11 protein-coding genes and 1 tRNA gene are annotated in these 12557 nt (G+C 58.1%); 1 reads left to right on the top strand and 11 read right to left on the bottom strand.

Annotated elements, in window-relative coordinates; translation table 11 throughout:
* Positions 1–93: 93 nt before the first annotated feature.
* From AWB69_RS43775 to tig, 10 genes are all read right to left on the bottom strand, one after another.
* Complete coding sequence (locus AWB69_RS43775) at positions 94–945, bottom strand: 2OG-Fe(II) oxygenase (protein WP_062092996.1); 852 nt, start codon at positions 943–945, stop codon at positions 94–96.
* Between the two features lie 426 nt (positions 946–1371).
* On the bottom strand, positions 1372–1719 hold the full coding sequence (locus AWB69_RS43770; RefSeq protein WP_062092995.1) for an FCD domain-containing protein: 348 nt from the start codon (positions 1717–1719) through the stop codon (positions 1372–1374).
* A gap of 240 nt (positions 1720–1959) precedes the next feature.
* A complete protein-coding gene (locus AWB69_RS43765) occupies positions 1960–2475 on the bottom strand; it encodes a tyrosine-type recombinase/integrase (RefSeq protein WP_075644100.1) in 516 nt (171 codons plus the stop codon).
* A 77-nt stretch (positions 2476–2552) separates the two neighbouring features.
* Positions 2553–3011, bottom strand: a complete 459-nt coding sequence (locus tag AWB69_RS43760; protein ID WP_062092993.1) for a tyrosine-type recombinase/integrase — start codon at positions 3009–3011, stop codon at positions 2553–2555.
* Between the two features lie 217 nt (positions 3012–3228).
* Positions 3229–3304: transfer RNA gene (locus AWB69_RS43755), tRNA-Val, on the bottom strand.
* A gap of 116 nt (positions 3305–3420) precedes the next feature.
* Positions 3421–3699 carry an HU family DNA-binding protein gene (locus AWB69_RS43750; protein WP_255540614.1) on the bottom strand — a complete coding sequence of 93 codons (279 nt, stop codon included), beginning with the start codon at positions 3697–3699 and terminating at the stop codon, positions 3421–3423.
* A 280-nt stretch (positions 3700–3979) separates the two neighbouring features.
* Positions 3980–6403, bottom strand: coding sequence for an endopeptidase La (gene lon, locus AWB69_RS43745; protein ID WP_062092997.1), 2424 nt, complete (start codon positions 6401–6403; stop codon positions 3980–3982).
* 204 nt (positions 6404–6607) lie between these two features.
* Entirely contained in the window at positions 6608–7879 is a 1272-nt protein-coding gene (gene clpX / locus AWB69_RS43740; RefSeq protein WP_031359732.1) for an ATP-dependent Clp protease ATP-binding subunit ClpX, read from the bottom strand.
* A 250-nt stretch (positions 7880–8129) separates the two neighbouring features.
* Positions 8130–8783 carry an ATP-dependent Clp endopeptidase proteolytic subunit ClpP gene (gene clpP, locus AWB69_RS43735; RefSeq protein WP_062092991.1) on the bottom strand — a complete coding sequence of 218 codons (654 nt, stop codon included), beginning with the start codon at positions 8781–8783 and terminating at the stop codon, positions 8130–8132.
* 153 nt (positions 8784–8936) lie between these two features.
* Positions 8937–10292 carry a trigger factor gene (tig, locus tag AWB69_RS43730; protein ID WP_062092990.1) on the bottom strand — a complete coding sequence of 452 codons (1356 nt, stop codon included), beginning with the start codon at positions 10290–10292 and terminating at the stop codon, positions 8937–8939.
* Positions 10293–10822: 530 nt separating this feature from the next.
* Here tig and AWB69_RS43725 point away from each other — a divergent pair.
* Positions 10823–11992, top strand: a complete 1170-nt coding sequence (locus AWB69_RS43725; RefSeq protein WP_062092989.1) for a glycerate kinase — start codon at positions 10823–10825, stop codon at positions 11990–11992.
* A 63-nt stretch (positions 11993–12055) separates the two neighbouring features.
* Here the strand turns inward: AWB69_RS43725 and AWB69_RS43720 are convergent.
* On the bottom strand, positions 12056–12557 hold a 502-nt coding region (locus AWB69_RS43720), incomplete at its 5' end, for a PepSY domain-containing protein (RefSeq protein WP_197500480.1).

Raw genomic sequence — 12557 nt, 5'->3', positions numbered from 1 at the left:
GGCTACACCTAAACCCTAAAAATAGCCGAAACCCAATGCTAGCGGAGGTTTCGGCTAATTGATGGGGAAAAGTACGGGCTAACGTTGGAAGGACTATTGCGCCCTTTTTAGTCGACGCATGAGATTACCCATCTTGCGGTTCACAATTGGGGGGACCAGATCATCCTTCAACTCACGAAGCTTGATGGTCCAATCCTGCTGGTCGCCACTGCCGGGGCGGACCTTGAACTGCGTCGTGTGCGACCTTTTCGACCCGTCCCAGGTAGCCGTGTAGTAATACAGGGCTACCGACTTCCGAGAAACCTTATCTGGATGACTGACCGGATGCGGGTTGCCGTGCATACTGTTCGACGTCGTGTTGAAGATCACGCACCTGTTGAAGATCGGAACAATCGAGTGGTATTTTTTCGTCATTGCGGCATCCCACAATTCCAGCTGGCCACCGTACTCGTCCTTCCAGTCCTTGTTGAGATAGATCAAAAGGTTGATGCGTCTTTCGATGTTGAGGGGCTTGTGGTGATTGAAGTCGGCATGCATGGACAGATGACCACCCTGATTGATCTCATGGAGACCACCGCCAAAGAAATATGGATCAGGAATCAGTCCCTTGACGCCTGTGAGATTTTCAACCACCTTCAGGAAGGGGCGAGAATTAAACGCATAGAAAATAGCCCGAAGCTCGGGGTCGAGAGTGTCGGGGTGATAGCTGGTCTTGAACCGCTCTTGGGCGCGCTCATAACTCTGATTAAGGTCATCGCCGCCCTCACTGGATGCAAAGCTATCAAGAATTCGCTGAGCCAGTTCATCCGGCAGGAAGTTGTCTATAACGGTATGGGGAAACGGACTCGCGCCAACATAGGCTTCCTGAAGTTCCGTTCCCTTGTCGCGCGCATTTTCGGGGCTGATGAACGCTGTTTTTGCGTCCATGACATCGAGATATGCCATATGACCGGTTCTCCCAAGCTGAGCAATCGTTCAGTCGTAGATGGGTAAAACAATGCCAGAACCAGGTGTTCATTTCCACTGCCCTGTCGGGGGGACAGGTAGCAGCTGACGAGACTTGGCGGCTACGTTCTCGTTGTTGTCTGGTATCGACTATCTTTATGGTGAAAATTTTTGTTCTGGTGCAAATAACCGGCTCGGCCGAGATTCTTCTTATAAATGTGGATACCTTATTGATTGAAAATGACGATCTGCGGGTATGAGAACGGAAAGAAGGACTGCATCAACTTGATGCAGTCTGGCTATCAGGATCCGGCGTGAATGCAGCGTGATGCATTTGCTTCACGCTGCGTTGTCAGTTTCCATTACCCGCCTAGTGCAGTTGCGCGAATTTCGCATCAATTCAGGCTTGTCGCATCCGCGAAGCAGTTATGCAGGGTTCGCCCAGTCTTGCAGTAGCGATGTAAAGAGCGTCGAGATCGCCGGATCGGAAATGAGTGGCCCAGCGGCGTTCGGCAACGCGGTGATCACCTTGAATGAGCGCTCGTGAAACGCGCGGGCAGCGGCACGCGCGCCGTCAACGTCGCCGGCTCTTATTGCGTCGACAATTCGTTGACGTTCCTCCGACAGGCGCCCGGCAGTCTTGCGCCAGGCTTCGAAGCGTTTGCCCTGTATCTCCCTGGCCAACCCGATCTGCATGGTCGCCAGGAACCGGCACGGTGCGACGAGCAGCGGATTACCCGCGACGGTACCAGCTCGTTCGCGATAACTGAACACCGATATTTCGTAATCCTATTTAGACTATATCAGTTGAATCGGATCACATGGGCATTGCCCATTGATGCGCTGGCAGGTATTCGCGAAGTTGCCCCAAGACTACATCGTGCTCGCCGTGAGAGATTTGGTGTTCATTTGTGTCGGGATGTCATCTGTTCATTGAACAGCGAGAACGCTCCGCGAGAGTCGCATCCAATCGGTTCAATGCGCTTATATCCAAGCCGCGAAGCGCCGAGTTAATCAGATCGAGATCGACTCCGATGTACCTTCGTCGCTTATTGTGGCAACAAGCGATGGGGCCCGCCTCGCCGCATCGATCGAAGCACCGTCCACCAGCCCTATTGCAAGGCGATCAAGATAGTCGGCCCATTCCTGCGCCATCTTGGTACGTTGCTCGATAAATTGCGCTCTATCGTAGGCATTTCCCCACTCCTCGTCGCTGCCATGGGCCAGATGGCGTTCCACGATCTCCTTGTCGCAACCGAGCCGCTCACGAACTAATGTACGGGCCGTCGCACGAAAACCGTGACCCGTCATTTCCTGCTCTGAATAACCCAGCGTACGGAGAGCAGCATTGATGGTGCCATCTGAAATAGGAACACCCGCCTTCCGGCTTGGGAAAACATAGCCGGTCGGTCCCGTCAAGAAATACAGCTCCCTCAGTATCGAAACGGCCTGCCGCGACAGTGGCACCAGATGAGGGGGCCCACTTCGTTTGCGTTCAAGTTTGCCCTTCATCATGGTTGCGGGGCACACCCATAGGCCGCCCTTCAGATCGAATTACTCCCATGCCGCCCGCCTTATCTGGCCTGGACGCTGAAACACTAGCGGAGTTAACTGCAAAGCAGCACGGACATCGGTCGGCTACCCAGCCAAGGATAGACATTCTTGACAAGTCTCCGCTCGATCTTGTCGAGATAATTCACGGACCAATGCGCCTTTTGTTCCCTGATCCATGTCTTCGCGACCGATTCGAATGTCGAGTTGACATTGAATCGCGCCTGGGCTTTTGTCTGCCGCCGCCGTTCCATGGGGTCAACGCCCAGCCGTAGCAACTGCCGCCCGGCGGCGTGTGCGGCCCTCGCCTCCTTCTCACTGACCTCAGGCCATCGACCGAGTGCCATGGTTTTGGTTTTGCCGGCGAAGTCGTAATTCCACCGCCAAAGCTTGGTGCCGTCGGGCTTAACCAATACGTAAAGCCGCCCTCCGTTGACGAGCGTGTAAGGTCTCGTGGCAGCCTTGGCGTTCACAATCTCTAGGAGGGTGAGCTGATGAAGTACGGTCTTCGACATCGTCGTATACCCATTCGCGGACTCTCGTGAATACGAAAATACAACGAAAAATACAACGCTCAAAGTTCGGATCTAGCTGGAACATACTGGACGGTCCCAAGACGTCCCAAGACAATTCGCAGGCAATAAAAAACCCGCAGAGCCAATAGCCATGCGGGTTTGCGGATACTTCTCTGTACTTCTTCAGACTGCTCTGGACGCTGCTTGCGAAACGGTCTGGTGGGTGATGACGGGCTCGAACCGCCGACCTACGCCTTGTAAGGGCGCCGCTCTACCAACTGAGCTAATCACCCGCTTCGCGAATCTTTTGCTGCGATTTCCTCAAGCGATCATCACCATGTTGCGAAGTGTGCGATCCGGTCCGCCAGACTCGAAACTGTTTCAAACCGTTCCGTATCCAGCGAGTCCGCTAGTTTAGCGCATCTTTCAGCGCTTTGCCAGGGCGAAACTTCGGAACTTTCGCGGCTTTGATCTTGATTTCATCGCCGGTGCGGGGGTTACGGCCGATACGCGCCGTCCGCTTGCCCACGGCAAAGGTGCCGAAGCCGACCAGCGTCACCGAGCCGCCCTTCTTCAGGGTCGTCTTGACCCCGCCGATCACGGCTTCGAGCGCGCGACCAGCCGCCGCTTTGGAGATGTCTGCTTGCTGCGCAATATGGTCGATCAGGTCAGTCTTGTTCATTGTGATCCCCCGAATGATGGTTTGTGGATGGGCGATACTGCAAGAGTAGGTTCACGACAGGCCGCTTGAGCACGAGCCTCGGAAGCCCCTGGTGCGGCGGTCATTAGAAGTAGCCGAAACACAGGTGTCAACCGGGATTGAGCCTGATTAGAGGGTCTCTGAGGCATTAAATCGCGTGATGGACGCGCCAATAAAAAACCCGCGTGGTCAGTTCACACTGACCACGCGGGTTTTTAGGTTCGCTCGACTCTGGTGCAACCGCTTCCGGCCGCGCCTCGACGGGCGTTTAATGCTTCACGAACTCACCAGCTGCCGGCGCGTCCTTCTTTTCCGCAACAGCAGGCGTTGCCGGCTTGGCTTCTTCTTCCGGCAAGGCAGCGGGAACACGTTCGAGCGCAAGCTCGAGGACCTTGTCGATCCAGCGAACCGGAACGATTTCGATCGCGTTCTTCACGTTGTCCGGAATCTCGGCCAGATCCTTCGTGTTTTCTTCAGGGATCAGCACGAGCTTGATGCCGCCGCGATGCGCCGCCAGCAACTTCTCCTTCAATCCGCCGATAGGCAACACTTCGCCGCGCAACGTAATTTCGCCAGTCATGGCCACGTCGGCACGAACCGGAATACCGGTGAGCACGGACACCAGCGCTGTCGTCATCGCGATACCGGCGGACGGACCGTCCTTCGGCGTTGCGCCTTCGGGCACGTGAATGTGGATGTCCTTCTTCTCGAACGCCTCATCCGACACACCCAGACGACGCGAACGCGAACGCACCACTGAACGTGCTGCCTCGACCGACTCCTTCATCACGTCGCCGAGCGAACCCGTGCGGATGATGTTGCCCTTACCCGGCATCACCGCGGCTTCGATGGTCAGCAGATCGCCACCCACCTCCGTCCACGCGAGACCCGTCACCTGGCCGACCTGGTTCTCCTTCGCTGCCAGACCAAAGTCGGTCTTGCGCACGCCGAGGAACGTGTCGAGATTGCTGCCATCGACCTTGACCGCGCCTTCTGCCTTCTTCAGCAGAAGCATCTTCACGACCTTGCGGCAGATCTTCGACATTTCTCGCTCAAGCGAACGAACGCCGGCTTCACGCGTGTAGTAACGAATGATGTCGCGGATCGCTTCTTCCGTCAGATCCATCTCGCCAGCCTTCAGGCCGTTGTTGCGGGTCTGCTTCGGCAACAGGTACTTCTGCGCGATGTTGACCTTCTCGTCCTCGGTGTAACCCGAGAGACGAATCACTTCCATCCGGTCGAGCAACGGCGGCGGAATGTTCAGCGAGTTCGACGTCGCCACGAACATCACGTCCGACAAGTCGAAGTCCACTTCGATGTAGTGATCAGCAAACGTATGGTTCTGTTCCGGATCGAGCACTTCGAGCAGCGCAGACGCCGGGTCGCCGCGGAAATCCATGCCCATCTTGTCGACTTCGTCGAGCAGGAAAAGCGGATTGCGCACGCCGACTTTCGCCAGGCTTTGCAGGATCTTGCCGGGCATCGACCCGATATACGTGCGACGGTGACCGCGAATCTCGGACTCGTCATGCACGCCGCCAAGCGCCATGCGTACGAACTTGCGGTTCGTTGCGCGGGCGATCGACTGGCCCAGCGAGGTCTTGCCGACGCCCGGAGGCCCGACGAGGCACAGGATAGGCGCCTTGACCTTTTCAACGCGTTGTTGGACCGCAAGATACTCGAGGATCCGTTCCTTGACCTTCTCGAGGCCAAAGTGATCTTCGTCGAGCACGCGTTCCGCATTCGAGAGGTCATTGTTGACCTTGCTCTTCTTGCGCCACGGCAAGCCGATCAGCGTGTCGATGTAGTTGCGCACAACGGTGGCTTCAGCCGACATCGGCGACATCAGCTTGAGCTTCTTGAGCTCGGCATCCGCCTTCTTCTTGGCTTCCTTAGGCATGCGCGCGTTGGTGATGCGCTTCTCGAGTTCCTCGAGATCCGCACCTTCCTCGCCTTCGCCCAGTTCCTTCTGGATCGCCTTGACCTGTTCGTTCAGGTAGTACTCGCGCTGGCTCTTTTCCATCTGACGCTTCACGCGTCCGCGGATACGCTTTTCGACCTGAAGAATGTCGATCTCGGCTTCGAGCTGGGCAAGCAGATGCTCAAGGCGTTCCACGACCGGGAACATCTCGAGGATGTGTTGCTTCTGGTCGAGCTTCAGCGGCAAATGCGCGGCGATGGTGTCAGCCAGGCGACCCGCTTCGTCAATACCCGACAGCGACGTCAGGATCTCGGGAGGGATCTTCTTGTTGAGTTTCACGTACTGATCGAACTGCGACACGATCGCGCGGCGCAGCGCTTCAGTTTCAGCGCTGTCGGCATGGTCGGGTTCGAGCGGCATCACGTCGCAGGAAAACTGTGTTTCCTGTTCTTCGATCGTGAGCGTCTTGGCACGCTGCAAGCCTTCGACCAGCACCTTCACGGTGCCGTCCGGCAGCTTCAGCATTTGCAGGATGTTTGCGATACATCCCACTTCGTACATGTCTTTTTCGGTCGGCTCGTCTTTCGCAGCGGTCTTCTGGGCGACAAGCATGATGTGCTTGCCACCTTCCATCGCGGCTTCGAGTGCCTTGATCGATTTGGGTCGTCCGACAAAAAGCGGAATCACCATGTGCGGGAAAACGACTACGTCACGCAGCGGAAGCAGCGGGAGAGTAATACGTTCCTGCGGGAGGAGTTGGGTTCCTGACATTTTCATTTCCCCAGTAGTGGAATCAGTTCAGTCGTAAATAAGGCCGTCAAAATGGATTGCAAGCCTTAAGCGTGTGGGAAAAGATCAATGAATCGAAAAAATTCGCCTCAGTAACGTGTCAGTAACGTCCACAAGATATCCGAAAAATAAACAAAAAGCCGTTCACGTTGCCATGAACGGCTTTTCGCCGACACACAGCCCAACTCAGTTAGAACCTGCTACCTTCGGCGTGTCTTCGTAGATCAAGAGCGGCTTGCCATCGCCATCAATTGTGTTGTCGTCCACGATGACCTTGCTCACACCTTTCATTGCGGGCAACTCGTACATCACGTCCAGCAACGCCTGCTCCAGAATGGACCGCAGACCACGCGCACCCGTCTTGCGGCGGATAGCCTTCAACGCAATGGCCTTCAACGCGCCCGGACGAATCTCCAGGTCCACGCGTTCCATATTGAACAGCTTGTGATACTGCTTCACCAGCGCATTCTTCGGCTCGGTCAGGATCTTGATCAGTGCGTCTTCATCCAGCTTGCCGAGCGTCGCCACCACGGGCAGACGGCCGATCAGCTCGGGGATCAGGCCAAACTTGATCAAATCTTCCGGTTCCACTTCGCGCAGCACTTCGCCCGCGTCGCGATCAACTTTACTCTTCACGCTTGCGCCAAAACCAATACCCGTCTTTTCCGTCCGGTCGATGATGACCTTCTCGAGGCCATCGAACGCGCCGCCGCAAATGAACAGGATATTGGTGGTGTCGACCTGGATGAAGTCCTGGTTCGGGTGCTTGCGGCCGCCTTGCGGGGGCACTGAAGCCATCGTGCCTTCGACCAGCTTCAGCAGCGCTTGCTGGACGCCCTCGCCCGACACGTCGCGCGTGATGGACGGGTTATCCGACTTGCGGCTGATCTTGTCGATTTCGTCGATGTAGACAATGCCGCGCTGGGCCTTGTCGACTTCGTAGTTACAGTTTTGCAGCAGCTTCTGAATAATGTTTTCAACGTCCTCGCCCACATAGCCGGCCTCCGTCAGCGTGGTTGCGTCTGCAATCACGAACGGGACGTTCAACATGCGCGCGAGCGTTTGTGCAAGCAAGGTCTTGCCCGAACCCGTGGGTCCGATCAGCAGGATGTTGCTCTTCGACAACTCGATATCGTCTTTCTTCTCGAGATGCTTGAGGCGCTTGTAGTGGTTATACACCGCCACTGCAAGAATCCGCTTTGCGCGTTCCTGACCAATCACGTACTGGTTCAGGATCTCGCTGATCTCCTGCGGGCTCGGCAGATCCGACTTCGTCAGGCCAGCCTCTTCCGCCGCGCCGGCAGCTTCGTCGCGGATGATTTCATTGCACAAGTCGATGCATTCATCACAGATGAACACAGAAGGACCTGCTATCAGCTTCTTGACCTCGTGCTGGCTCTTGCCGCAGAACGAGCAATACAACAGCTTTTCGCTGTTAGAACCTTTTTTGTCCGCCATGGATGTGCGAGCCTCCGGACACTCGATTACATAATACGCCGCTCAATTCACCTACGCAGAAATGGCATGTACGCAGGTTGAAAGCGTGTGTGGCGTGTGCTTTGACGCCGTTTTCCGCGTTGGCTCCAGCCTGGCGTGCGGCTCGGATTCTCCGCGCCGCCGTTGGCCGCCTGGTCCAAAACCGCAACGTCCGTATGGACAAAACGGAACGGCCGGCCCGTTATTCCCCAACGACCGGCGCAGCGCCCGGTCAGGGACGCTTGTGAAGAACCTGATCGACAATGCCGTACGCCTGCGCGTCATCGCCGGACATGAAATTGTCGCGGTCGGTGTCGCGTGCGAGACGTTCCACCGGCTGACCCGTATGGTGCGACAGCAGCTGGTTCAGACGCTCCTTCAGGTACAGGATTTCCCGTGCCTGAATTTCGATGTCCGACGCTTGCCCGCGCGCGCCGCCAAGCGGCTGGTGAATCATCACGCGCGAGTTGGGCAGCGCTACGCGCTTGCCCTTGGCGCCCGCTGCCAGCAGGAACGCGCCCATGCTCGCAGCCAGTCCCATGCACAGCGTGGCGACATCCGGCTTCACGAACTGCATGGTGTCGTAAATCGCCATGCCAGCCGACACCGAGCCCCCCGGGCTGTTGATGTACAGGCTGATGTCCTTGTCGGGGTTTTCGCTTTCGAGAAACAGCAACTGCGCAACCACCAGATTGGCCGTCTGGTCGTTCACTTCGCCAACCAGGAACACCAGGCGCTCTTTCAGCAAGCGCGAATAGATGTCATAGGCACGTTCGCCGCGACCGCTCGTTTCCACCACCATGGGCACCAGACCGAGCGCCTTGGTTTCGAAATCATGCGGAGCGTTCGACGCGAGCGTTTCCAGTAATTGAGCGCGGAAGGTCATGCAATTTCCTTGTTGGGAATAGGGATACTGAACGACAAAGGAACATCCGAAAAACGGCACAACTTGGCAACCAGAACCGGCGACACAACCGAAATGCAAAAAAGGCGTGCCGGCCCGTCACCTCGACGGCCCTGCACGCCTTGTCGACGCTGCTTACGCTTGCGCCGTCGCGCTGGCCAATTCTTCGAAGCTTACTTCCTTGTCGCTCACTCGGGCCTTGCCGAGCACGAAGTCCACGACGTTGCTTTCCACAACGTACGCTTCCATTTCGGCGAGGCGCTGCTGATTCGAATAATACCAGCGGACGACTTCCTTCGGGTCCTCGTAGCTTTTCGCGAATTCGTCCACTTCCGCGCGGATCTGTTCCGGCTTCGCCTGCAGGTCATTAGCCTTGACCAGTTCGGCCAGAACCAGGCCCAGCTTGACGCGGCGCTCAGCTTGTTCTGCGAACATTTCTGCGGGAATGGGCGCGTCCGCTGCGTTCGGCACACCGCGTTGTTGCAGATCCTGACGCGCCATTTCCACCAGACGTTGCTGATCCTGCTCGATCAGGGCCTTCGGCACGTCGAGTTCGGAGATCTTCAGCAAGGCGTCCATGACCTGGTTCTTCACGATCTGCTGCGTGCGGCGCTTGGCTTCACGCTCCAGGTTGTCCTTGATCTCGCCGCGCATCTTGGCCGTGTCGCCGTCTTCCACACCCAGCGATTTCGCGAAATCGGTATCGATTTCCGGCAGGTGCGCCCATTCGATCTTCTTCATCGTGATGGTGAACTGCGCCGTTTTGCCGGCTACGTCCTTGCCGTGGTAGTCGTCCGGGAACTTGAGGTCGAATTCCTTCGACTCGCCGACCTTCAGGCCGAGCGCCGCCGTTTCGAATTCCGGCAACATGCGGCCTTCACCCAGCACGAATGTGAAGTCTTCAGCGCTGCCGCCTTCGAACAGCACGCCGTCGAGCTTGCCGACGAAGTCCATGGTCACGCGGTCACCGTCTTTCGCCGCCGTATCCGCGCCGCCGTCACCGTGCTCGCCGCCTTCGCCGCGTGCGTGGTAATGCACGCGCTGCTTGCGCAGGATTTCCAGCGTGCGATCGATTTCTGCTTCCGAGATGGTCGTGACCGTCCGTTCGATTTCAGCCGTTGCCACGTCGCCAATCTTGACTTCGGGGTATACCTCGAAGGTTGCGTCGAACGCGTAATCGCTCGCTTCGTCCGCTACTTCGCCGCCCTTGGGCGCGAAGCTCGGCTGGCCTGCCACACGCAGGTTTTCGGTGCGCGTGACGTCGAAGAATTCCTTGCCGACCTTGTCGCTCAGCACTTCGGCTTCAACCTGGCCCTGGTACTGCTGCGTCACCATCTTGAGCGGCACCTTGCCAGGGCGGAAACCCGGCATGCGCACGTTTTTCGCCAGCTGACGGATACGCGAGTCCACTTCCTTTTGCACCGTATCTTTCGGCAGGGAAATCGTCACACGGCGTTCCAGCTTGCCGAGGTTTTCAACAACGTTAGCCATGGCTTCTATCGTCCTAGAGTAAATCGAGTATTCGGGTTCGTGTGTCTGGTCAGTTCTGCTTCGATCTCGCGCCGCGATAGGCGCACGGCGTCTCGCGGTTCCTGAACACTGCAAGCAGCCTGGCCGGTGCTCATTGGCGGAGCCCAGTCAAGCCGTGACAGGAAGCCGTCCGCGCCGGTTTGAGTCAACAGAGCCAAACATTTTACCAAACTATTTGCAAGGGTCGTGGCGGATGAGAGTCGCGGCTGTCAAATACCGCTAAATTCGGCCCATTTTCGCGGTTTTGGTGCGTGTTTCGTGGCCCCGGGCCGCCGTAATGCCACCTTGACGCTGCCCTGAAGCTCATTCGATGCCAACTCCATACCAACCCGATGCCGCCCTGAGCGCAGCGCCTCTCCCGCTCCGGCGGGCAGCCCGCTGCGCAGCCGTTGCATTGCCTGCGCGCATCGAACGCATGCCGTACATGCATAAGGTTTGATTAATTCGGGCCGTGTCGCTAGATTTCAAGCGAATTCATAACTCGAGACATCATGCCGAATACCCAGCCTGCCGGTTTTTCTTCGTCGCCTCCTTCCCCCGTTGTAGTCATCGCCCCGGATTCCTTCAAGGGTTCGCTCAGCGCGGAACAGGTCGCGGACGCAATTGCGAGCGGTATCCGGCGGGCGCGCAGCGACGCCGTCATCCGCATCGTGCCGATGGCCGACGGCGGCGAAGGCACGCTCGACGCCATGCTCGCGGCGGGCGGCGAGCGGCGCCTGATCAACGTGCGTGGCGCGGCGTCCGAACGACGCGACGCCGCGACGGGTTTGCTGGCGGACGGCAGCGCGATCGTCGAAACGGCTGAAGTCGTGGGAATCACGGACCCTGACGGCATGGCCGTGGCGGTCGCCGAGCGCAGCACGCTCGGCATGGGCGAAGCGATCCGCACGCTGCTCGATCTCGGTGTGCGCAAATTCTATGTGGCGCTGGGCGGAAGCAGCACGAATGACGGCGGCGCAGGGCTTCTGGTGGGCCTGGGCCTGAAACTCTTCGATGCAGACGGCAAGGCGCTCGACCCGGTCCCGTCGCAACTTGCGCGGATCTCCCGCATTGACGCGACGGGGCTTGATCCGCGCGTGCGCGACGCCGAATTCACGGGTATGTCCGACGTGAACAATCCGCTCACCGGCGAGCACGGCGCTACGGCTGTTTTCGGGCCGCAAAAAGGCGTGACGCCCGACCAGATCGCGACAATCGATGCAGCGCTCGGCCATTTTGCCGACCTGCTCGAACCGGCGCTGCAACGCGCCGGGCGAGATAAACCCGGCGCGGGCGCGGCGGGCGGGCTGGGTTTTGCGCTGCATATGCTCGGCGCGCGTTTCGAGGCCGGCGCAGAGGTGGTCGCGCGTGAAGTGGGGCTCGATGCCGCGCTCGAGGGCGCGAACTGGCTCATCACAGGTGAAGGACGCTCGGACGTGCAGACGCTGCACGGCAAGGCGCCGTTTATCGCATGTCAGCACGCTCGTGCGCATGGCGTGGAAGCGTCGTTGCTGTCGGGCGCCATCGACCCGGCTGCGCTGCCGCGTTTGTCCGAGCATTTCAGCGGATGTTTTTCTCCCGCGCCCGGGCCAATCACGCTGGAAGTCGCCATTCGCGACGCCGCCACGCTGCTCGCGAACGAAGCCGAACAGCTTGCACGGTTGAAGTTCGGTTCAAGATAGGTTTGCGATGCGTTGACCAGACGGCCGGCGACACGCTGGCCGCCGGCTGGCTCACTTATCATCTCATCGCGTACTGGCAACTTTGCCGAGACTGGAAAACAAGCGGTCCGATATCCACACAATCAGCATTGTCAGACCCATCATCGGGAAAACGATACCGAGCGCAGTCAGGCCGCCGACCCACGCGCGCATCGGTGGATCGAGAACCGGTCGCGACGGCGCGCCGAGCGCCCTGCCCGGCTTGCGTTTGCGCCACATCACGAAGCCACTGACCGACATCGCCGCCAGTCCGAGCGAGATCAGCGACGCGAGAATCTGGTTCGCCACGCCGAAATAGCGCCCCATGTGCAGCGACGTGCCATACGAAATCCATTGAGCGACGCGCCCGTAATCCGGATACGCGATGTCAGAGAGAATCCGGCCACTATATCTATCGATGTGCAATGTGCGTTCATCCTGCGGATCGGATGGAAAGTACGACACCGTGTACACGCCCTTATATGGACACCGCCCGGTTTGCCAAGTTGATCTTGATGTGATGCCTGAACGAGGTATCGGCTGCGGT

Origin of the sequence: Caballeronia udeis, from assembly GCF_001544555.2 — a bacterium.
In the GTDB taxonomy this organism is placed as follows: Bacteria; Pseudomonadota; Gammaproteobacteria; order Burkholderiales; family Burkholderiaceae; genus Caballeronia; species Caballeronia udeis.
The sequence above is the reverse complement of the archived record's forward strand: the minus strand, read 5'-3'. Positions and strand labels throughout refer to the sequence as shown.

Coding starts and splice junctions, on each gene's coding strand:
- AWB69_RS43775 (WP_062092996.1), bottom strand. CDS start 945: ATGGCATATCTCGATGTCATGGACGCAAAAACAGCGTTCATCAGCCCC.
- AWB69_RS43760 (WP_062092993.1), bottom strand. CDS start 3,011: ATGTCGAAGACCGTACTTCATCAGCTCACCCTCCTAGAGATTGTGAAC.
- lon (WP_062092997.1), bottom strand. CDS start 6,403: ATGTCAGGAACCCAACTCCTCCCGCAGGAACGTATTACTCTCCCGCTG.
- clpX (WP_031359732.1), bottom strand. CDS start 7,879: ATGGCGGACAAAAAAGGTTCTAACAGCGAAAAGCTGTTGTATTGCTCG.
- clpP (WP_062092991.1), bottom strand. CDS start 8,783: ATGACCTTCCGCGCTCAATTACTGGAAACGCTCGCGTCGAACGCTCCG.
- tig (WP_062092990.1), bottom strand. CDS start 10,292: ATGGCTAACGTTGTTGAAAACCTCGGCAAGCTGGAACGCCGTGTGACG.
- AWB69_RS43725 (WP_062092989.1), top strand. CDS start 10,823: ATGCCGAATACCCAGCCTGCCGGTTTTTCTTCGTCGCCTCCTTCCCCC.